This is a genomic window from Streptomyces sp. NPDC091282 (assembly GCF_044757385.1).
Lineage (GTDB): Bacteria > Actinomycetota > Actinomycetes > Streptomycetales > Streptomycetaceae > Streptomyces > Streptomyces gramineus.
This window is the reverse complement of record NZ_JBIVUX010000001.1, coordinates 981,862-1,002,662: the sequence shown is the minus strand read 5'-3', so window position 1 is coordinate 1,002,662 and position 20,801 is coordinate 981,862. Positions and strand designations below refer to the sequence as shown.

The window sequence follows — 20,801 nt, the reverse complement described above, 5'->3', positions numbered from 1 at the left end:
GTGTGCGACGGGAGGTTCGCGGCATGACCGGAGCCAACAGCTTCTCCGTCTCCGGATACGGTCCCGCGCGGGCCGGCTGGACCCGGGTCTTCGCCCGGGACTCGATGGCCCGCCGCCTGGACTGGCCGATGCTGATGGCGGCCCTGGCGCTGTCCCTGCTCGGCTCCCTGCTGGTGTACTCGGCGACCCGCAACCGCACCGAGATCAACCAGGGCGACCAGTACTACTTCCTGCTCCGGCACCTGATGAACACCGGCATCGGGCTCGGCCTGATGATCGGCACGGTCTGGATCGGCCACCGCCAGCTGCGCAACGCGGTGCCGATCCTGTACGGCCTGTCGCTGCTCGGCATCCTCGCCGTGCTCACCCCGCTGGGCTCCACCGTCAACGGCGCGCACTCCTGGATCGTGCTCGGCGGCGGCTTCTCGCTCCAGCCGTCCGAGTTCGTCAAGATCACGATCATCCTGGGGATGGCGATGATACTGGCGGCCCGCGTCGACGCCGGCGACAAGAAGTACCCGGACCACCGCACGGTCCTGCAGGCACTCGGGCTGGCCTCGGTGCCGATCCTGATCGTGCTGCTGATGCCCGACCTCGGCTCGGTCATGGTCATGGTGATCATCATCCTGGCCGTGCTGCTCGCCTCCGGCGCCTCCAACCGCTGGATCTTCGGCCTGCTGGCGACCGGCCTGCTGGGCGCGATCGCGGTCTGGCAGCTGCACATCCTGGACGAGTACCAGATCAACCGCTTCGCGGCCTTCGCCAACCCGGAACTCGACCCGGCCGGCGTCGGCTACAACACCAACCAGGCCCGGATCGCCATCGGCTCCGGCGGACTGACCGGCGCGGGCCTCTTCCACGGCTCGCAGACCACCGGCCAGTTCGTGCCCGAGCAGCAGACCGACTTCGTCTTCACGGTGGCGGGAGAGGAACTGGGCTTCGCCGGCGCGGGCCTGATCATCGTGCTGCTCGGCGTCGTCCTGTGGCGTGCCTGCCGGATCGCCCGCGAGACGACCGAGCTGTACGGCACGGTCGTGGCGGCCGGCATCGTGGCCTGGTTCGCGTTCCAGGCGTTCGAGAACATCGGCATGACCCTCGGCATCATGCCGGTCACCGGCCTGCCGCTGCCGTTCGTGTCGTACGGCGGCTCGTCGATGTTCGTGGTGTGGGTGGCGGTGGGGCTGCTCCAGTCGATCAGAGTGCAGCGCCCCATGTCCGCCTGAGGGGGGCGGCGCCACGAGACGGCGGCGAGGGTGAGCGGGGCATCCGGTATGCGGCGAAAGGGCCGTTTGCCGGTTGTTCACCTCACCCTCGTTTTTGTGCCACTCCGGATTCACCTCCCGGGCCCGCTGTCCTCGCGGCGCCCGGGCGATTAGATTCGGTTCATGGCGGATACGAAGCGTGAGATCGAGCGCAAGTACGAATCCGACGAGAGCGGGCTGCCCGACCTGACCGGCGTCGCCGGCGTGGCGAACGTCGTGGACAAGGGCACCGCCGAACTCGACGCCACCTACCACGACACCTCCGACCTGCGGCTCGCCTCGGCCGGCGTCACCCTGCGCCACCGCACCGGAGGCACCGACGCCGGCTGGCACCTCAAACTCCCGGTCGCCCCCGGCGTCCGCGACGAGATCCACGCCCCGCTCTCCGACGCCCTCCCCGCCGAACTGGCCGGCCTGACCCGCTCCCGGGTCCGCGAGGGCCGGCTGGTCCCGGTGATCCGCCTGCGCACCACCCGCGACATCCGCCACCTCGTCGACGCCGACGGCGCCCTGCTCGCCGAGGTCAGCGTCGACCACGTCCGCGCCGAACGGCTCTTCGGCGGCACCGGCAAGGCGCAGTGGACCGAGATCGAGGTGGAACTCGCCGACGGCGGCGACCCGGCCTTCCTCGACAAGGTGGAGAAACGCCTCGGCAAGGCGGGCGTACGGCCCTCGAAGTCCGCCTCCAAACTGGGCCGGGCCCTGACCGCGACCAAGGGCGGCAAACCGCACCCGCCCACGTCGGGCCCCGGCGCACCCGTCACGGCCGGTGACCACGTCCTCGCCTACGTCCGCGCCCAGCGGGACGCCATCGTCGCCCTCGACCCCGCCGTCCGCCTGGACACCGAGGAGGGCGTCCACGACATGCGGGTGGCCACCCGGCGGCTGCGCAGCACCTTCCGCACCTTCGGCAAGGTCCTCGACCGGCGGGTCACCGACCCGGTCGCCGACGAGCTGAAATGGCTCGCCGGGGAACTCGGCGTGGGCCGCGACCAGGAGGTCCTCGCCGAACGCCTGCTCGCCGCCCTGGACGAGGTCCCCGGCCCGCTCGTCTCAGGACCGGTCCACGACCGGCTGCACGCCTGGGCCGAAGCCGGCGCCCGCGGCTCCCGCGGCCGGCTCCTCGGCGTCCTCGACTCCCGGCGCCACCTCGCCCTGCTGGACACCCTGGACGCCCTGCTCGCCGACCCGCCGCTGCGCCGGGCCGCCGCCGGGGACCCGGAGAAGGTCCTCGCCAAGGCCGTACGCCGGGACTTCGCGAAGGTGACCGGCCTGATCGAGACCGCCATGGACCAGCCCCCCGGCCACGAGCGCGACCTCGGCCTGCACGAGGCCCGCAAGAAGGCCAAGCGCACCCGCTACGCCGCCGAGGCGGCCCGCCCCGCCCTCGGCCGCCCCGCGAAGGCACTGGTCGCATCCATGAAGTCGCTCCAGTCCCTGCTCGGCGAGCACCAGGACAGCGTCATGGCCCGCCGGACCCTGCGCGAACTGTCCGCCGTGGCGCACGCGGCCGGCGAGAGCGCGTTCACCTACGGGCTGCTGTACGGCCGCGAGGAGCGGCGGGCCGCGGAGGTGGAGGCGAGGACGCCGCGCGCCTGGCGCAGGATCACCGAGGACGTCCGCGTCTGAGCGGGCGTACGGGGGACACCGCCGGGCGCGCTAGGCTGGATGACCACCCTCCCCCCAGCCGTCGGCCGGGGGTGCCCCCAGTCAGCTCACAAAGGTCCGCGAGATGCCTGCCGAAGCCGCCGCCCAGGTCGCCGAGTCTGTGTTCCCGCAGCTCGAAGCTCTGCTCCCGCATGTGCAGAAGCCGATCCAGTACGTCGGCGGAGAGCTCAACTCCACGGTCAAGCCCTGGCAGGACTGCGACGTCCGCTGGGCGCTCATGTACCCGGACGCCTACGAGGTCGGTCTGCCCAACCAGGGCGTCATGATCCTCTACGAGGTGCTCAACGAGCAGCAGGGCGTCCTCGCCGAGCGCACGTACAGCGTGTGGCCGGACCTGGAGGCGCTGATGCGCGAGCACCGGGTCCCGCAGTTCACGGTGGACAGCCACCGCCCGGTGAAGGCCTTCGACGTGTTCGGCCTGTCCTTCTCCACGGAGCTGGGCTACACCAACATGCTCACCGCGCTGGACCTCGCGGGCATCCCGCTGGAGTCCAAGGACCGCGGCCTGGACGACCCGATCGTCCTGGCCGGCGGCCACGCGGCCTTCAACCCGGAGCCCATCGCCGACTTCATCGACGCGGCGATCATCGGCGACGGCGAGCAGGCCGTCCTCGACATGACGAAGATCATCCGCGACTGGAAGGCGGAGGGCCGCCCCGGCGGCCGCGAGGAGGTCCTCTTCCGCCTCGCGAAGACCGGCTCCGTCTACGTCCCCGCCTTCTACGACGTCGAGTACCTGGCCGACGGCCGGATCGCCCGCGTGGTCCCCAACAAGTCCGGCGTGCCGTGGCGGGTCTCCAAGCACACCGTCATGGACCTGGACGAGTGGCCCTACCCCAAGCAGCCGCTCGTCCCGCTCGCCGAGACCGTCCACGAGCGCATGTCCGTGGAGATCTTCCGCGGCTGCACCCGCGGCTGCCGCTTCTGCCAGGCCGGCATGATCACCCGCCCGGTCCGCGAGCGCTCGATCACCGGCATCGGCGAGATGGTCGACAAGGGCCTCAAGGCGACCGGCTTCGAGGAGGTCGGCCTGCTCTCCCTGTCCTCCGCCGACCACTCGGAGATCGGCGACATCGCCAAGGGACTGGCCGACCGCTACACCGAGGACAAGATCGGCCTCTCCCTGCCCTCCACCCGGGTCGACGCCTTCAACGTCGACCTGGCGAACGAGCTGACCCGCAACGGCCGCCGCTCCGGCCTCACCTTCGCCCCCGAGGGCGGCTCCGAGCGCATGCGCAAGGTCATCAACAAGATGGTCTCGGAGGACGACCTGATCCGCACGGTCGCCACCGCCTACGGCAACGGCTGGCGCCAGGTGAAGCTCTACTTCATGTGCGGCCTGCCCACCGAGACCGACGAGGACGTCCTGCAGATCGCCGACATGGCGATGAACGTCATCCAGAAGGGCCGCGAGGTCTCCGGCCAGGGCGACATCCGCTGCACGGTCTCCATCGGCGGTTTCGTCCCCAAGCCGCACACCCCGTTCCAGTGGGCCCCGCAGCTGTCCGCGCAGGAGACGGACGCCCGCCTGGAGAAGCTGCGGGACAAGATCCGCGGCGACAAGAAGTACGGCCGCTCGATCGGCTTCCGCTACCACGACGGCAAGCCCGGCATCGTCGAGGGCCTGCTCTCCCGCGGCGACCGCCGCGTCGGCGCCGTGATCCGCGCGGTCTACGAGGACGGCGGCCGCTTCGACGGCTGGCGCGAGCACTTCTCCTACGACCGCTGGATGGCCTGCGCCGACAAGACGCTGCCCGCCCTCGGCGTGGACGTCGACTGGTACACCACCCGCGAGCGCGGCTACGAGGAGGTCCTGCCCTGGGACCACCTCGACTCCGGCCTCGACAAGGACTGGCTCTGGGAGGACTGGCAGGACGCCCTCGACGAGACCGAGGTCGAGGACTGCCGCTGGACCCCCTGCTTCGACTGCGGGGTCTGCCCGGCCATGGACACCCAGATCCAGGTCGGCCCGACCGGCAAGAAGCTGCTCCCGCTGACGGTCAAGAACGCGGGTCCGACGCCGGCCGCGAGCGGGCATACGCACTGAGGTGAGCGGTCCCTCCCGTGAGAGTCTTCACGACATGGGGGACGCGTCGGCCGGAGGGGACGTCCGCAGGTTTCTGGCGGCGATCGGTGTCGGGGACGTGTGCCACGGCACGGTCGTCGCGGTTTCCCGGTCCGGGATCCAGGTGCTCCTGGACGGCTTCACCGACCGGCCGCTCGGCACGGTGGGCCCGTTGGAGGGTTCCTGGCGCCGGCGCTTCGCCGACGTCGCTGTGGTCGGAGAGAGGATCGCCGGCGAGGTGACGGCGGTGGACGAGGGCGGGGTGCGGCTGTCGATGGCGGCCATCGAGAATCCGGAGCTCTGGGCGTTCCTCAAAGGGCTTCGTCCTGGGCAGTGCTTGACCGGCACGGTGGCGGCGATCGAGTCGTTCGGGGTCTTCGTGGCGCTGGACGAGGGTCCTGAGCATCCGGTGTTTCCCGGCGTCGGCTTCATCACGTATCCCGAGCTGTCCTGGCGTCGTTTCGAGACCGCTTCCGACGTCGTCGAGGTCGGGCAGCGGGTGTCGTGCGAGTTCTTGCAGTTCGACGACTGGAACGGGGAGGCCCGGCTGTCCCTGCGGGCGATGCAGCCGGACCCCTTCCTGGTGTTCGCCGACGGCATCGTGGTGGGACAGAGGCTGAGTGGGCGGGTGACGAAACTGGTCCCGTTCGGTGCCTTCGTGGAGGTCGCCGACGGCATCGAGGGCATGGTGCATCTGTCCGAGCTGAGCCCGGTGCCCGTGGCCGCGCCGGAGGACGTCGTACGGGTCGGCGATGAGCTGACGGTCGTCGTCGTGGACGTCGACCGCCAGCGGCGCCGGCTGTCACTGTCCCGGCGGCAGGCCTGAGCGGGTCGAGAACGCGGCCCGGCGCCGGCCGCCGACGGCGTGCCGGGCCGGGCGGGGCGTCCGGGCCGGCACGCTGTCGGTTCTTCTACCAGGTCACCGGCAGTTCCAGCGGGAAGCGCCGGATCGTCTCGGTGTCCCAGCGCACCTTCTCCGGCGGTACCGCGAGCCGCAGGTTCGGGAACCGCTCCACGAGGCGGCCCACGGCCACTTCGAGTTCGGCCATGGCCAGCGGCATCGCGATGCAGCGGTGGCCGCCCCAGCCGAAGGTCATGTGCGGGGCGCTCGGGCGTTCCGGGTCGATGTCGTGCGGGGCCTGGTAGCGCTCCGGGTCACGGTTCGCGGTCAGGTACGACACGTGCACGAAGTCGCCCGCCTTGATCTGCGCGCCGTCGAGCTCGACGTCCTCCAGCGCCACCCGCGGGATCCCGACGCCCTTGCGGAACGGGATGCAGCGCAGCATCTCGTGCAGGACGTCGGTCAGCGTCTCGGGACGGGCCGTGAGGTCCCGCATCAGGTCGGGCTGCGTCAGCAGCAGGTAGACGATGTTGCTGATCTCGCAGGTCGCCGTGTCCTGGCCGCTGAGCGCCAGGGTCAGCGCCATGACGGCCAGTTCCCTGTCGTCGAGGTGGTCCTCGTTCTCCCGCGCCGCGGCCATCGCGCTGATGATGTCCGGGCCGGGCGAGGTGCGGCGCAGGGCGACCAGCTCGGCGAAATAGTCCGTCAGGTCGGCCTTGGCCTTGACCGCGGCCTCCTTGCCGCCCTCGCCGACGACGAGCAGCTGGTGGACGGCCTTCCCGATCCGGGACCAGTCCTCGCGCTCGATGCCGAGCAGGTCCAGGACGGCGTGCTGGGGAAGCCGGTCGGCGAGGTGCTCCACGACGTCCGCCGGGGGGCCGGCCTTCTCCATGTCGTCCAGGAGACGGTCGGTGAGCCCGACGATCCGGTCCCGCATGAGGTCGACCCGCGGCTGCGTGAAGGCCTGCGAGGCCAGGTGGCGGACGCGGCTGCTCTGCGGCACGTCCATCACGTTGATCGACTCCGGCGAGACGATGGGCTCCGCCGTCATCCGGGGGTAGTCGTGGCCGATGATGCCGGCGCGGCTGAACCGCGCGTCGGTGGTCACCTGCTTGACGGCGTCGAAGCCGGTGACCAGCCAGGCCTCCGCGTCGCCGTAGGGGAGCCGGATGCGCGTGGGGGAACGGTGTTTCATCAGGTCCGCGAGCTCGGGGTCGAAGTCGAGCGCTTCGCTGAAGCTGAACGTACAGGTCGGGGTCTCGTTGTCTGCGGCCATCAGCCGGCTCCTCCAGGAATGGGTTCCGCGAGGACGGGCTGGACCTGGTGGGTGATCCCGACCGGTGCCCGGCGCCGGGACGCGGTGGATCGGGAGCGGGTGTCCTGCTGTCTCTCGTCGGTCATGTGATCGCCCTTCTCGCAGGATGCAAGCACGAGAGACCGCGTCGACCGCTGACCGGCACAGGTGCACCCGTCCAGGTGGGCTAACACTTGGGCGGGTCCGCTGCTCCGCCCGGCTGCCGGCCGGTCCCGGCGGGATGGAAGGGCCGGTCCTCGGGAGCCTGTTTGCGTGCCCGCAGGAGGCGTTCGGCGGGCGGCCCCACCGGCACCCGCAGCGGCGGATCGGGCTCCTCGACGGTCCGGGCCACCACCGCGGCCACGTCCTGCGGGGTCACCGTCTCGCCGCGCAGGCCTGCCAGGGCCTCCTGCAGCGGGAGGTAGGGGTCGTCCTCCGCCAGGAACACCTTCGCGCGTTCGGCGCCGCCCGAGGAGACCGCGCCGGGCTGGACGATGCTCACCTGCACGCCGAAGCCGGCGGTCTCCAGGGCGAGGGTCTCGGCGAGGGCTTCCAGCGCCCATTTCGAGGCGGCGTACGGGCCGGTCAGCGGGAGCACCAGGCGGCCCTGGACGCTGGAGACGAAGACCAGCCGGCCCGCTCCCCGCCGGCGCATCGCGGGGAGCACGGCCTGGGTCACGCGCAGCGCGCCCAGGGTGTTGAGCCGGAAGAGCCGCTCGACCTCGGCGGGCGGGACGCTCTCCAGCGGTGCCCGGACGGTGGCGCCGGCGTTGCTGATCAGGACGTCGATCTCGCCCGCCCGGCGGACGGCCAGGTCGACGGTGTCCTGGTCGGTGACGTCCAGGCGCAGCCGCTGGTCGACGGGCAGGCCGGCCAGGGTCTCGGGGTCGCGTGCGGTGGCGATCACGCGGTGGCCGCGGGCCGCCAGTTCGGCGGCGACGGCGCGGCCGATGCCTCGGGAGGCGCCGGTGACGAGGACGGAGGACATGGCGGACCTCGCCGTTCAGGAGGGGGTGGAGGGTGCGGTGACGGGGGCGGCGCCGTGGTCCGGCGCCGGGTCGGGGCCGGCGACGACCTCTCCGCGCATCAGCCAGGTCGGGCCGGTGGCGTAGGCACCGGCCTCGGCGAAGAACGCGGCGAAGTACGGACCGGCGGCGTGGGCGGCGAACGCGTCCGCGTCGGCGTAGACCTCGTTGAGGTAGAAGACGTCCGCGTCCTCCTCGTCCGCGATGATCTCGAACCGGTGGGATCCGGGTTCGTTCGCCAGGGAGTCGCGGGCGGTGGCGCGGGCCGCCCGGACGAAGTCGGCGCGGTGTTCCGGCCGGACGGTGAAGGACACAAGGAACTGGTACAAGGTCGGGCTCCTCGGCTCGGGAAGGGCAGTTCAGTCACTGAACTGCCACTGCTCACGACCGTAGCACGCATCGGTTCAGTGAGTGAACCGGCGGAGGTAGGGTGGTCGCATGACACTGCCCAGCACCTACGCGGACCGCAACTGCTCGCTGGCACGGACCCTGGAGGTCGTGGGGGAGCGGTGGACACTGCTGATCGTCCGCGACGCGTTCTTCGGAGTGCGCCGGTTCGGGGACTTCGCCGCCCAGCTCGGCATCCCGCGCGCGGTGCTGACCGACCGGCTCAAGTCGCTCGTCCGGGAAGGCGTGTTCACCCGGGACGACGGGACGGGCGGCGCGGTCGAGTACCGGCTGACGGCCAAGGGCGTCGAGCTGTGGCCCGTCCTGCGCGCCCTGATGGCCTGGGGAGACGCCTTCTACTCGCCGGCGGGGGCGAAGCGGGTCTTCCGGCACGAGCGCGACGGCGGTCCGATCGACCGCGACGGACGGTGCGCGACGTGCGGCTCGGCCGTCCCGGTCCCGGAGACCGTGCTGGAGACCGGCCCCGGATTCGAGCCGGAGGACCGCGGCGAGGATCCCGTTTCCGCGGCGATCGACGGGCCGCGCCGGCTCCTGGACCCCGTCACGCTGCCCCGGTGAAGGGGCCCCGGCCCGGATGCCGTTCGGCCGGCGGAGTGACAGACTGAGGGTCCCGAGACGGCGGGTCCGCGACGGAGCGTGACGCGGAGCCCGGGGGAGCGGAGGGCTCGCGGGCTGCCGTCGGCGGTGTCCGCCGTGCCGCGTCCCGGGCAGCGAGCGATCCGGTCGCCGGCCAGTTGGGAACCGTCCATGACTGCTGACACCTTCCGAGCGCGGCACCTGACGCACCCCCGGCTGCCACCGGGACGGAGCCCGTCGCCATGAGCGGTGACGGGACGGGCCGCGGTGAACTCGCCGGGCAGACGGTCGTGGTGCTCGGCGGCAGCGCGGGCATCGGCCTGGAGACCGCACGGCAGGTCCGCGCGGCCGGCGGCGAACCGGTCCTCGTGGCACGCGACGCCGAACGCCTGCGCCGGGCCGCCGCCGAACTCCACCCCGTGCGCACGGCCGCCTTCGACGCCTTCGACACCGCACGGACCGAGCGCTTCCTCGGCGGCCTGCCCGGGACGGTCGACCACGTGCTGGTGACGGCGGGCAGCCCCGCGTACACCCCGCTCGACGCACTCGATCCGGCCGACGCCGGACGGGACTTCGGCGGGCGGCTCGCCCTGGCGGTGGCGGTGGCACGGGCGAGCCGCGGGAAGGTCAGGCCCGGCGGGGCGCTGGTCTTCATCGGCGGTACCGGCGGCCGGCGGCCCGCGCCCGGCATGGCGGTGACCGGCGCCGTCACCGCCGCGCTGCCGGCGCTCGTCGCCAACCTGGCGCTGGAGGTCGCCCCGGTCCGGGTCGCGCTCATCGCCGCCGGATTCGTGGACACCCCGCTGTCGGCCGCCCTGCTGGGCGACGAACTCGACGCCCGGCGCGAGGAGTTGAGGAGGACCCTGCCCATCGGCCGGGTGGTCGGTCCCGCCGACGTCGCCGCCCTCGCCGTACACCTCATGGTCAACGACGCCCTCACCGGCGCCACCTACGACATCGACGGCGGCCAGCAGCTCCTCGCGCACTGAGCCGGTGCCCCGCGCGCCCTGCCGTCGCCGGTGGCCCCCGAGAGACGGGAAGTGCAAGCCATGGACATGAAGCTAGAGGTCGTCGTGGTGCCGGTGTCCGACGTGGACCGGGCCAAGGACTTCTACACCGGGCTCGGCTGGCGGCTCGACGCGGACGTCGCCACCGACGGGGAGTTCCGGGTCGTGCAGCTGACCCCGCCCGGCTCCCCGGCGTCGGTCATCTTCGGCGAGGCGGTCACCGAACAGGCGCCGGGCTCGGCCCGCGGGCTGCACCTGGTCGTCGACGACATCGACACCGCCCGCGACGAACTCGCCCAGCACGGCGCCCGCCCCAGCGAGGTGTTCCACGACGCCGGCGGGGTCTTCCACCACGCCGACGGCGACGCCCGGCTGCCCGGCCCCGCCCCGCAGCACGGCAGCTACGGCTCCTTCCTGTCGTTCAGCGACCCGGACGGCAACGGCTGGCTCCTCCAGGAGGTCACCGACCGGCTGCCTGGCCGGCTGGATCCCGCGGCCACCTCGTACGCCTCGGCCGAGGACCTGGCGAGCGCCCTGCGGCGCGCCGAGGCCGCCCACGGCGAGCACGAGGCACGCACCGGCGCCCCCGACCCCGACTGGCCCGACTGGTACGCGCGGTACATGGCCGCCGAACAGGCCGGCACGCCGCTGCCCGAGTGAGCGAGGCCCGGAGCCCGGACGGCCTCGGCAGGAGACACCACCAGGAGACACCATGAAGCCCGGCACCCTCTCCGCGCGGATCCTCGACCCCGCCAACCGCGCCGACCCCTACCCGCTCTACGCCGAACTGCGCAGGACACCGGTGCTGCGGGAGGACGACGGCACCTACCTGGTCAGCACCTACCACGAGGCGCGGAGCCTGGCCAACGACCCGCGGCTGAGCCAGGACCTGCGCCACCGGCCGCCCGGCTCGGAGCGGCCCGCGCGGCCGGAGGAGGAGACCGGCCTGCCGCCGAGCTTCATCTTCACCGACCCGCCCGAACACGACCGGCTGCGCGCCGCCGTCAACCGGCCGTTCGGCCCGCCCCACAGCCCCGGGTTCATCGACAGCCTGCGCGGCGAACTGGCCGCGGTCGTCGGCGGGCTCCTCGACGACTTCGAGGGCAAGGACCGCATCGACATCGTCGAGGACTTCGCCTACCCGCTCCCCGTCACCGCCATCTGCCGGGTCCTCGGCGTGCCGCGCGAGGACGAACCGCGCTTCCACGGCTGGGCGGACGCCGTCGCCTCCCACATCGACCCGGCGCAGGCGGGAATCGGCCAGGAGGAGATCCTGTCGGCGCGCCGGGAACTCAGCTCCTACCTCGCCGAGTTGATCGAGACCAGGCGCCGGCACCCCGGCCCGGGGCTGCTCAGCGCCCTCGCGCCGGAGACCGGGCCCGGCGGCAGCCTGACCCCCGGGGACCTCGTGGCCACCGCGGTCCTGCTGCTGGTCGCCGGCCACGAGACCACCGTCAACCTGATCACCAACACCACGCTCACCCTGCTGCGCCACCCCGACGTCCTGGAGAGGTTCAGGACCCGGCCGGCCCTGACCGTCCCGCTCGTCGAGGAGATGCTGCGCTACGAACCGCCGGTGCAGTTCGTCCCGTTCAACGTCGCCCTGGCCGACATCGAACTGGCCGGCACCACCATCCCCGAGGGCTCACTGGTGTGGATCATGGTGGCCGCCGCCAACCGCGACCCGCGGCGCTTCGCGGACCCCGACCGGTTCGACCCGGACCGCGCGGACAACGAACACCTCGGCTTCTACACCGGCATCCACTACTGCTTCGGCGCCCCGCTCGCCCGGGTCGAGGCCCAGCTCGCCCTGCCCGAACTGTTCCGCCGGGTCCAGGGCCTGCGGCTGCTGGAGGACCCGCCGCCGTACCGCGCCAACGCGGTGCTGCGCGGCCCCCGCCACCTGCCGGTGTCCGCGACGGGCCTGACCGCCTGAGCGGGCGGGGGCGCCGTCAGCGGGCGGCCGTGGCCGTGGCGGTACGGACGGCGCGCAGCGCGCGGTCGACGGTCTCCTCGTTCTCCCCGACCGGAGCGACGTAGTCGAGGACCCCGCGGGCCGCGTCCTCGCCGAGGGTCCGGGTCATCACCCAGGCGGCGAGGTACTGGGAGGCCAGGCAGCCGCCGGCCGTGGCGACGTTCCCCTCGGCGTGGAAGGGCGTGTCCAGGACGGTGAACCCGGCCGCCTCGACGAAGGGCCTGGTCCTGCGGTCCGTGCAGACCGGCATCGAGCCGAGCAGGCCGAGCCGGGCGAGCACCAGCGCGCCGGAGCACTGCGCGCCGACCAGCTGCCGGGACGGGTCGAGGCGCAGCCGGGAGACCAGCCGGTCGTCGGCCGCCACCTCACGGGCCCGTACCCCGCTGCCGACCAGCACCACGTCGGCCTCGGTCACGAACTCCATCGGGCGCTGCCCGGTCACCTCGACGCCGTTCATCGACGTGACCACCGGCGTCGGTGTCGTGATGAAGGCCTCCAGGCCGTCGGCGCGGCACCGGTTGATCAGCGCGGCGGCGATGAAGCTGTCGAGTTCGTTGAATCCGTCGAAGGTGAGTACGGCTACCTGCATGGCGTCTCCTCGCAGCACAACGGGGGTGCGGATTCTCTCAGGAGGTCCCGGACCGGGTCGCGGGCCGATCCGCGGCCGGTGGCCCTCTTCCGCGCCTGCGCACCGGCTCGGGCTGCCGGCGACGACCTGCTGTGAGGTGTCCCACGGACTCTTGTCGCGGGCGGACCGGGCTGCCTAAATTCGGTCATATGTCCAGTTCCGATGCCCCCCTTCCCGCCGAACCGGTCGCCTTCGACATCGACCTCACCGGCCACGAGATGACCCGGCGCGCCCACGTCATGGCGGCCCTCGGCGACGACTGGAACCCCGTCGCGGCGCTGCGCGGCGAGGAGGAGGCGTACGACCTGCTGTACTCCGGGCTCGACGAGGAGCAGCAGCGGCTGTACGACGCGCTCGTCGCGGCCGGTGTCCTGCCCCGCCGCTGACACCGCCGCCCCGGAGACGGGCGAAGGCCCGCCGGACGGATCCGGCGGGCCTTCGGCGTGACAGCGCGTCAGACGGCGACCGCGTGCTTCGGGTTCTCGCCGTACTGGTTCGCCTCGGGCTTGCCCTCGGAGGCGAACCACACCAGCAGGATGATCCCGCCGACCAGCGGGATGATGCCGATCAGGATCGCCCAGCCGGAGCGGCCGGTGTCGTGCAGGCGACGGACCGCGACCGCGAGGCTGGGCACCAGCACCGCGAGGTAGTAGACGGCCACCAGCGCGGGGAACCCGATGACCCGCCCGATGATCGCCAGCACGATGGCGGCGATCACGTTGAACAGGGTGTACATCCAGTACTCCTGCCGGCGCGCACGGCCGCTGAACACCGCGTACTTCTTCAGTACGTCCACGTACCAGTTCATTGTTCGTCCCCCAAGGACCCAAGAAAGGCTCAAGATTTGGCTGGCGCCCAGCAAATCAAGCCGCCATGGCCGGATCCATCCAGATTGGCGTGCGCGGGTCAAACGTTATCTTCTCGCCGCCGTTCGGTGATCAAGGGTGGCCGATCGCATCCGCTCCGTGCGCGATAGCGTCTCTACGGCCATGGACATGCAGAAACAGCCGTACCGGCAACCGCCGCCGCCGACACAGCAGCCCGAAGGGTGCCTGGTCGTCGCGATCAGGATCCCCGTCCGCATCGTCGTGTTCCTCGTCGTCCTCCCCGTACGGCTGCTCTGGGACGCCTTCGCGGCCGTCGCCCGGTTCCTGTGGCGATACCTCGTCGTCGCCGTCGCGCGCTTCCTGTGGCGGTACGTCCTCACCCCCGTCGGCCACGCCGCCGCCCGGCTCCTGCACGTCCTCGTCGTCGTGCCGCTGATCTGGCTGTACCGCCACCTGCTCACCCCCCTCGGCCACGCCCTCGCATGGCTCTACGCGCGCGTGCTCACCCCGCTCGGCCACGCGCTGCTGCGGATCCTCGAACCCGTCGCCCGAGCCGTCGCCTGGCTGCTCGCACAGCTGGTCACCGCCCTGTACTGGACCGCGCGCGTCCTCCTCGTGCTGCCCGCCGCCGCCCTGTGGCGCTGGATCCTCGCCCCGGCCGGCCGCGTCCTGCTCATCGTCCTCAAGGAGATCCTGGACGCCCTCGGACTCGCCTGGCGGGCCGCAGGACACGTCGCACGGGCCCTCGGACGGATCCTGGGGACCCTCTTCCGGTGGATCCTCCTGGAACCCGCCCGCCTGCTCCACCGGACCGTCCTCACCCCGGTCGGGCACGTCCTGCGCGACCACCTGCTGAGGCCCGCCGCCCAGGTCGCACGGGCGGTCGGCCGCGCCGTCCGGCAGGCCCGCGCCGACCTGCGCCGCGCCCTGTTCGGCGCCCCGTCCCGGCCGCCCGCCGCGGACCGCCGGGAACCCGTGGGCCGCGACACACGTACTCTTGATGGATAGCAGGACACGGCAGCACGGCCCCCGCGGCACGGCCGCCCCCACGAGAACCACGAAGGACTGACGACACTGGGCAAGCGACAGCCCGAAGGCCCGCCGCCCGCACCGGCGGTGCAGCGCATCCGACTGCGCTACACCAAGCGCGGCCGCCTCCGGTTCACCAGCCACCGTGACTTCCAGCGCGCCTTCGAGCGTGCGCTGCGCCGCGCCGAGGTGCCCATGGCGTACTCGGCGGGGTTCACACCGCACCCGAAGGTGTCGTACGCCAATGCCGCACCCACCGGCACCGGCAGCGAGGCCGAGTACCTGGAGATCGCGCTCACCGCGGCCCGCGACCCGGAGCCGCTGCGCGTCCTCCTCGACGAGTCGCTGCCCGCCGGGCTCGACATCGTCGAGGCGGTCGAGGCCCGCACCTCCGGCCTCGCCGACCGGCTCACCGCCTCCGTGTGGGAGATGCGGCTGCCCGGCCTGGACCCGGAACTGGCCACGGCGGCCGTCGCCGCGTTCAACGCGGCCGACGCCGTCGACGTCCAGCGCATGACCAAGAACGGCGTCCGCACCTTCGACGCACGCCCCGCCGTCGTACGACTTGAAACGCACAATGAAACGGCTGATAGGCCGAGCGACCAGGCCTGTGCGATACTGCGGCTGGTTGTTCGGCACGTGACGCCTGCCGTACGACCCGACGACGTCCTGTCCGGTCTCCGCGCCGTGGCCGACCTGGCGCCGCCGGTCCCCGCAGCGGTGACCAGGCTGGCGCAGGGGCTGCTCGATGAAGAGACCGGCACGGTGACCGACCCGCTCGCGCCCGACCGCGAGGCAGTTGCGGCCCTCTCGAAGGCCGAACCCGCTGCCACCGCGACGGTGCCCGCGTAGGGAAGGTCCCGCGAAGGACGGACGTCGTTACGCGCAGCCCTCGTACTCGGGAGCCACCTGGGTCGGGCAGCGCACCGACCAGAAGACTTTCGCCAGGCCGTCCGCGACAAGGCGTACGGAACCGGCGAGACAGGACACAGAGAGCTCCTGTGCGGCGCCCGCGCCCCACACGGCGGCACCGCGCATCGCGCGAGCCGCGGACGTCACCGGCGGTCGCTCGAACCGAACGACGCCGGATCAGGCGCGGCGCCCGGGAGCCTGACGGGAGAACCGCCCGCATGCTCGAACCGACCGAGCCCATCGAGGGCTCCGAACCGAACACCCCCAGCGACACCCTGCCCCCGCGCAGGCGTCGCCGAGCGGCTTCCCGCCCCGCGGGACCGCCCGCCGGGACCGACGCCGTGGCCGAGACCACCGCGCCGGCCGTGACGGCCGCCGAGGCGGTCACCGCGGCGGCCGACGAGGCCCCGACCGTGACGGCCGCGGCGGACGAGACCGCCGAGGCCGCCCCGCGCGCCCGCCGCCGGGCGACCCGCCGCGCCTCCGCGCCCGCCGGCGCCCCCACGGGAGCCGAGGCCGTCGAGACGGCCGAGACCGTCCTGCCCGCGACCACGGCTGCCACCGAGCCCGCCGAGGCCGTCGAGACCACCGTGCAGAGCGACGAGGAGGCCGCGCCGCGCCGGACGCGCAGGCGTGCCACGCGCCGCGTCACCACCCCCGCCGAGACGGCCGAGGCCGAGACCACGGGGAACGAAGCGGCCGTCGAGGCACCCGCGGTGTCCGCGGCCCCCGAGACGGACGAGACCGCCGAGGCCGTCGAGACCGCCGAAGCCGCCGAGGAGACCGTGCCCGCCCCGCGCACCCGCCGCCGGGCCACCCGCCGCGCCTCCGCGCCCGCCGGTACCCCGGCCGCGGACGAGACCGCCGCCGAGACCGCACCCGCGGCCCCCGAGACCCCCGAGGCCGTCGAGGAGCCCGCCGCCGAGACCGGCGGCACCTCCCCGGGCGCCCCCGAGGCCGAGCCCACCACGCCCGCGCCCCGCACCCGGCGCCGCGCCACCCGCAAGGTCACCGCGCCCGCCGGCGCGCCCGAGGCCGCCGCCGAAGCCCCCGCCGCGGCCCCGCAGGCCGTCCAGGCCCCGGCCGTCACCTCCACCACCGAGGCGCCCGCCGCCGAGGAGGCGCAGACCGAGTCCCCGAGGCGCCGCCGCCGGGTCGTACGGCAGGCCGCCGTCGGGTTCTCCGAGCCCGCCGCCGCTGCCGCGTCCGCCGAGGACGACGCGCAGCGCCGCCCCGCCCGGCCCGCCGTGGCCGTGTTCCAGGCGCCCGTGTTCACCGAGCCGAAGTTCCAGACCCCGGAGCGCGCCGCCGCCGAGGCGGCCGCCGTCGCCGCGGTCACCGAGGAGCCCGAGGAAGTCGCCCCCTACCGCCCGGAGCCGGCCGAACAGGCCGAGCAGTCCGAGCAGGCCGAGACCGGATCGCGCCGCCGGCGCCGGCGCCGTGGTGCCGCCGACGACGCCCCGGCCGCCCGGCCCGCCGCCGAGGACGAGACCGAGGAGCCCGAGGAGTCTGCCGACGAGGCCGAGGACGCCGCCGACGGTGACGACGACACCGAGGAGGCCGGGTCCCGCCGCCGTCGCCGCCGCGGAGGCCGCCGCCGTCGCCGCGGTGACGCCGGTGACGGCGAGGGCGGCGACGCCGACAGCGACGAGATCGCCGCCGAGCAGGCCGACGAGGACGCCACCGACACCGCCGACCAGGAGGAAGAGGACGACGAGGAGGCCCACGACGAGGCCGCCGGATCCTCCAGCAGCCGCCGTCGCCGTCGCCGCAGGCGCCGCGCCGGGGACTCCTCCTCCGACAGCGAGCCCGGTGACAACGACCCCGAGCGCACGGTCGTCAAGGTCCGCGAGCCCCGCAAGCAGTCCGAGCCGTCCGACGAGGTGCAGTCCATCAAGGGCTCCACGCGTCTGGAGGCCAAGAAGCAGCGCCGCCGCGAAGGCCGCGAGCAGGGCCGCCGCCGCGTCCCGATCATCACCGAGGCCGAGTTCCTGGCCCGCCGCGAGGCCGTCGAGCGCGTGATGGTCGTCCGCCAGCACGGCGACCGCACCCAGATCGGCGTCCTGGAGGACGGCGTGCTCGTCGAGCACTACGTCAACAAGGAGCAGGCCACCTCGTACGTCGGCAACGTCTACCTGGGCAAGGTCCAGAACGTGCTGCCCTCGATGGAGGCCGCCTTCATCGACATCGGCAAGGGCCGCAACGCCGTCCTGTACGCCGGCGAGGTCAACTTCGAGGCGCTCGGCATGGCCAACGGGCCGCGCCGCATCGAGGCCGCCCTCAAGTCCGGCCAGTCCGTGCTCGTCCAGGTCACCAAGGACCCGATCGGCCACAAGGGCGCCCGCCTGACCAGCCAGGTCTCCCTGCCGGGCCGCTACCTCGTGTACGTGCCCGAGGGCTCGATGACCGGCATCAGCCGCAAGCTGCCCGACACCGAGCGGGCCCGGCTGAAGACCATCCTCAAGAAGATCGTCCCCGAGGACGCGGGCGTCATCGTGCGCACCGCCGCCGAGGGCGCCAGCGAGGACGAGCTGCGCCGCGACGTCGAACGCCTCCAGGCGCAGTGGGAGGAGATCCAGAAGAAGTCGAAGAACGGCAACGCCCCGGCGCTGCTGTACGGCGAGCCCGACATGACCGTCCGGGTCGTCCGCGACATCTTCAACGAGGACTTCTCCAAGGTCGTCGTCAGCGGCGAGGACGCCTGGGAGACCGTGCACGGCTACGTCGCGCACGTCGCCCCCGACCTCGCGGGCCGGCTGTCGCGGTGGACCTCCGAGGTCGACGTCTTCGCCACCTACAGGATCGACGAGCAGCTCGCCAAGGCCCTGGACCGCAAGGTCTGGCTGCCCAGCGGCGGTTCGCTGGTCATCGACCGGACCGAGGCGATGGTCGTCGTCGACGTCAACACCGGCAAGTTCACCGGCCAGGGCGGCAACCTGGAGGAGACGGTCACCAGGAACAACCTGGAGGCGGCCGAGGAGATCGTCCGCCAGCTGCGGCTGCGCGACCTCGGCGGCATCATCGTCATCGACTTCATCGACATGGTCCTGGAGTCCAACCGGGACCTGGTCCTGCGCCGCCTGCTCGAATGCCTCGGGCGGGACCGCACGAAGCACCAGGTGGCCGAGGTGACCTCGCTGGGGCTCGTCCAGATGACCCGCAAGCGGGTCGGACAGGGCCTGCTGGAGTCCTTCTCCGAGACGTGCGTGCACTGCAACGGCCGCGGCGTCATCGTCCACATGGAGCAGCCGAGCTCCGGCGGTGGCGGCGGCAAGCGCAAGAAGCGCGGCCGCGGCGGCGACGGGCACGAGCACGACCACGACCTGCACGAGACCCACACGGCCGCCGCCGACGGCGCCGTCGAGCACGCCGAGGCCGTCCAGGCGGCCGAGACGGCGGCGGAGGTCGCGGCCGAGGCCGCCGCCCCCGTCGCGCTGCCCGCCCCGGACTTCGCCCCCGACGAGGAGCTGTACAGCAGCGTCGCCGAGGCGGAGGCCGCGGCCGGACGCGGCCGAGGCCGCCGCCGGGCGAGCCGCCGGGCCTCGGCTCCGGCCGGCGCGCCCAGGGAGCACGCGGGACGCGGCCGGGGCGCGGAGGCCGAGACGCCGGCCGCGCGCGCCGACCACGAGGTGCTGCCGGAACCGGCCGCCGAGGCGCACGCCGAGCCGGTCGCCGTGGAGGACCCGGTCGTCCAGGCCCCCGAGGCGCCGGAGACCCCGGCCGCCGACGAGGCCGCGCCCAAGGGCCGTACCCGTCGCCGGGCCACCCGGAAGGTGTCGGCGCCCGCCGGCTCCCCGGCCGGTGCCGAGACGGCCGTGGTGACCGTCGTCGCCGAGTCCGCCCCGGCCACCGAGGCGGTGGCCGAACCCGTGGCCGAACCCGTGGCCGAGCCGGTGGCGGAGACGGCCGCGGAGCCCGAGGCGGCCGCGCCCGCCGAGAGCGCCGCACCGGCCCGCCCGCGCCGCCGCGCGGTCCGCAAGGCCACCGCGCCGACCGCGTCGGAGGAGACGGCCGTCGTGGTCGTCCCGGCGACGGAGGCCCCGGAGGCCGCCGACACCGCCGCCGAGGCCGCCGAGGCCGCCGAGGAGGCCGCTCCGGCCAAGAAGACGGCCCGCAAGACGGCCGCCAAGAAGACCGCCGCGAAGAAGACGGCGGCGAAGAAGACGGCCGCCAAGAAGACCGCGGCCAAGAAGACGACGGCCAAGACGACGGCGAAGAAGGCGGCCAAGACCGCCAAGACCGCCGCCGCCAAGTCGACGGCGAAGAAGACCGCCACGGTCGCCGCCTCCGACGAGGCCTGACACCCCTGGTACGGGACCGGTCCGCGCGGCCGGTCCCGTACCCCGTGGGGCCCGCTCCGAGTGACCGGCCCCACATCGCACGGGCCCGGTTTGACCCCCTCGGCCACCGCCCCGTAACCTTGACCGTCGGCGTGTCCATGGATATGAGGACGTGCCACATCCCCGTAAACCTCTTCCTCCGGAGCACACGGTGTTCCGGAGAGGCCGCCCGCGTGCCGGACGGCTGGACTGCGGGGGTGCCGTTCCCCGAGCGAGAGAGTGAGATCCGCGTGTACGCCATCGTGCGCAGCGGTGGCCGCCAGCACAAGGTTGCTGTCGGTGACATCGTTGAGGTTGACAAGATTTCCACCGCCAAGGTTGGCGACACGGTCGAGCTCTCGACCCTGCTCGTTGTCGACGGCGAAGCCGTGACCAGCGACCCGTGGGTGCTGGCCGGCATCAAGGTCCAGGCCGAGGTCGTGGACCACCACAAGGGCCAGAAGATCGACATTCTGCGCTACAAGAACAAGACCGGTTACCGTCGTCGTCAGGGCCACCGCCAGCAGTACACGGCGATCAAGGTCACTGAGATCCCCGCGGCTGCGAAGTAAGGGACTGAGGAGAGATGGCACACAAGAAGGGCGCATCGTCCACCCGTAACGGTCGTGACTCCAACGCTCAGCGCCTCGGCGTGAAGCGCTTCGGCGGTCAGGTCGTCAACGCGGGCGAGATCCTGGTCCGTCAGCGCGGCACCCACTTCCACCCCGGCGCCGGCGTCGGCCGTGGCGGCGACGACACGCTGTTCGCGCTGCAGCCCGGCGCGGTGGAGTTCGGTACCCACCGTGGCCGCAAGGTCGTGAACATCGTTCCGGTCGCCTGAGTCCTGGTCTTCTGACCGGACGGCACCCGGCCCTCCCCCTGGAGGGTCCGGACCGGACGCACCGCGAGGCGGACCTCACTTCCCGATCGGGAAGGCGGGTCCGCCTTTCGCGTGTTGACATAGG

Annotated in this window: 20 protein-coding genes; 14 read left to right on the top strand and 6 right to left on the bottom strand. The window is 73.0% G+C overall.

Annotated elements, in window-relative coordinates:
• Nucleotides 1–23 precede the first annotated feature (23 nt).
• The 4 genes from rodA to ACIQOE_RS04530 all read left to right on the top strand — a co-directional run bounded on the left by rodA (nucleotide 24) and on the right by ACIQOE_RS04530 (nucleotide 5,821).
• Nucleotides 24–1,223, top strand: a complete 1,200-nt coding sequence (gene rodA / locus ACIQOE_RS04545) for a rod shape-determining protein RodA (protein WP_351319402.1) — start codon at nucleotides 24–26, stop codon at nucleotides 1,221–1,223.
• Between the two features lie 162 nt (nucleotides 1,224–1,385).
• Nucleotides 1,386–2,891, top strand: a complete 1,506-nt coding sequence (locus tag ACIQOE_RS04540; RefSeq protein ID WP_401409616.1) for a CHAD domain-containing protein — start codon at nucleotides 1,386–1,388, stop codon at nucleotides 2,889–2,891.
• 103 nt (nucleotides 2,892–2,994) lie between these two features.
• Nucleotides 2,995–4,977, top strand: coding sequence for a TIGR03960 family B12-binding radical SAM protein (locus ACIQOE_RS04535; RefSeq protein WP_401409614.1), 1,983 nt, complete (start codon nucleotides 2,995–2,997; stop codon nucleotides 4,975–4,977).
• A gap of 34 nt (nucleotides 4,978–5,011) precedes the next feature.
• Entirely contained in the window at nucleotides 5,012–5,821 is an 810-nt protein-coding gene (locus ACIQOE_RS04530) for a S1 RNA-binding domain-containing protein (RefSeq protein WP_401409612.1), read from the top strand.
• 85 nt (nucleotides 5,822–5,906) lie between these two features.
• On the opposite strand, the gene ACIQOE_RS04525 is transcribed toward ACIQOE_RS04530, so the two are convergent.
• The 4 genes from ACIQOE_RS04525 to ACIQOE_RS04510 form a co-directional block, all read right to left on the bottom strand.
• Entirely contained in the window at nucleotides 5,907–7,112 is a 1,206-nt protein-coding gene (locus ACIQOE_RS04525) for a cytochrome P450 (RefSeq protein ID WP_351319410.1), read from the bottom strand.
• Nucleotides 7,112–7,237: a hypothetical protein gene (locus tag ACIQOE_RS04520; RefSeq protein ID WP_351319412.1), complete on the bottom strand. Its 126-nt coding sequence runs from the start codon at nucleotides 7,235–7,237 to the stop codon at nucleotides 7,112–7,114. The genes ACIQOE_RS04525 and ACIQOE_RS04520 overlap by 1 nt, the downstream gene beginning before the upstream one ends.
• An 80-nt stretch (nucleotides 7,238–7,317) precedes the next feature.
• Nucleotides 7,318–8,118, bottom strand: a complete 801-nt coding sequence (locus tag ACIQOE_RS04515; RefSeq protein WP_401409610.1) for an SDR family oxidoreductase — start codon at nucleotides 8,116–8,118, stop codon at nucleotides 7,318–7,320.
• Between the two features lie 15 nt (nucleotides 8,119–8,133).
• A complete protein-coding gene (locus ACIQOE_RS04510) occupies nucleotides 8,134–8,484 on the bottom strand; it encodes an antibiotic biosynthesis monooxygenase (RefSeq protein WP_365559779.1) in 351 nt (116 codons plus the stop codon).
• A 109-nt stretch (nucleotides 8,485–8,593) separates the two neighbouring features.
• Between ACIQOE_RS04510 and ACIQOE_RS04505 the strand changes: the two genes are divergently transcribed.
• The 4 genes from ACIQOE_RS04505 (at nucleotide 8,594) to ACIQOE_RS04490 (ending at nucleotide 12,082) form a co-directional block, all read left to right on the top strand.
• A complete protein-coding gene (locus tag ACIQOE_RS04505; RefSeq protein WP_399008143.1) occupies nucleotides 8,594–9,121 on the top strand; it encodes a winged helix-turn-helix transcriptional regulator in 528 nt (175 codons plus the stop codon).
• 260 nt (nucleotides 9,122–9,381) lie between these two features.
• Complete coding sequence (locus ACIQOE_RS04500; RefSeq protein ID WP_401409607.1) at nucleotides 9,382–10,128, top strand: SDR family oxidoreductase; 747 nt, start codon at nucleotides 9,382–9,384, stop codon at nucleotides 10,126–10,128.
• Nucleotides 10,129–10,188: 60 nt separating this feature from the next.
• Nucleotides 10,189–10,806: a VOC family protein gene (locus tag ACIQOE_RS04495; RefSeq protein WP_399008145.1), complete on the top strand. Its 618-nt coding sequence runs from the start codon at nucleotides 10,189–10,191 to the stop codon at nucleotides 10,804–10,806.
• A gap of 52 nt (nucleotides 10,807–10,858) precedes the next feature.
• Nucleotides 10,859–12,082, top strand: a complete 1,224-nt coding sequence (locus ACIQOE_RS04490) for a cytochrome P450 (protein ID WP_365572347.1) — start codon at nucleotides 10,859–10,861, stop codon at nucleotides 12,080–12,082.
• Nucleotides 12,083–12,098: 16 nt separating this feature from the next.
• Here the strand turns inward: ACIQOE_RS04490 and ACIQOE_RS04485 are convergent, their stop codons facing one another.
• Nucleotides 12,099–12,710 (bottom strand): DJ-1/PfpI family protein, encoded by a 612-nt coding sequence (locus tag ACIQOE_RS04485; protein WP_351319426.1) that lies wholly within the window; start codon nucleotides 12,708–12,710, stop codon nucleotides 12,099–12,101.
• Between the two features lie 188 nt (nucleotides 12,711–12,898).
• On the opposite strand from ACIQOE_RS04485, the gene ACIQOE_RS04480 reads away from it, so the two are divergent.
• The gene (locus tag ACIQOE_RS04480; RefSeq protein WP_401409604.1) at nucleotides 12,899–13,135 is read left to right on the top strand and encodes a DUF6400 family protein; all 237 of its coding nucleotides are present in this window, start codon (nucleotides 12,899–12,901) and stop codon (nucleotides 13,133–13,135) included.
• Nucleotides 13,136–13,203: 68 nt separating this feature from the next.
• Here ACIQOE_RS04480 and ACIQOE_RS04475 read toward each other — a convergent pair whose 3' ends face one another.
• The gene (locus ACIQOE_RS04475) at nucleotides 13,204–13,557 is read right to left on the bottom strand and encodes a DUF805 domain-containing protein (RefSeq protein WP_365559769.1); all 354 of its coding nucleotides are present in this window, start codon (nucleotides 13,555–13,557) and stop codon (nucleotides 13,204–13,206) included.
• Nucleotides 13,558–13,738: 181 nt separating this feature from the next.
• On the opposite strand from ACIQOE_RS04475, the gene ACIQOE_RS04470 reads away from it, so the two are divergent.
• The 5 genes from ACIQOE_RS04470 (at nucleotide 13,739) to rpmA (ending at nucleotide 20,677) form a co-directional block, all read left to right on the top strand.
• Entirely contained in the window at nucleotides 13,739–14,584 is an 846-nt protein-coding gene (locus ACIQOE_RS04470; RefSeq protein WP_401409602.1) for a hypothetical protein, read from the top strand.
• A gap of 108 nt (nucleotides 14,585–14,692) precedes the next feature.
• Nucleotides 14,693–15,457 (top strand): TIGR03936 family radical SAM-associated protein, encoded by a 765-nt coding sequence (locus ACIQOE_RS04465; RefSeq protein WP_351319434.1) that lies wholly within the window; start codon nucleotides 14,693–14,695, stop codon nucleotides 15,455–15,457.
• A gap of 278 nt (nucleotides 15,458–15,735) precedes the next feature.
• Nucleotides 15,736–19,818 carry an Rne/Rng family ribonuclease gene (locus ACIQOE_RS04460; protein WP_401409600.1) on the top strand — a complete coding sequence of 1,361 codons (4,083 nt, stop codon included), beginning with the start codon at nucleotides 15,736–15,738 and terminating at the stop codon, nucleotides 19,816–19,818.
• A 269-nt stretch (nucleotides 19,819–20,087) separates the two neighbouring features.
• On the top strand, nucleotides 20,088–20,408 hold the full coding sequence (rplU, locus tag ACIQOE_RS04455; protein WP_030217740.1) for a 50S ribosomal protein L21: 321 nt from the start codon (nucleotides 20,088–20,090) through the stop codon (nucleotides 20,406–20,408).
• Between the two features lie 14 nt (nucleotides 20,409–20,422).
• The gene (gene rpmA / locus ACIQOE_RS04450; RefSeq protein ID WP_020940020.1) at nucleotides 20,423–20,677 is read left to right on the top strand and encodes a 50S ribosomal protein L27; all 255 of its coding nucleotides are present in this window, start codon (nucleotides 20,423–20,425) and stop codon (nucleotides 20,675–20,677) included.
• The last annotated feature ends 124 nt before the right edge of the window (nucleotides 20,678–20,801 follow it).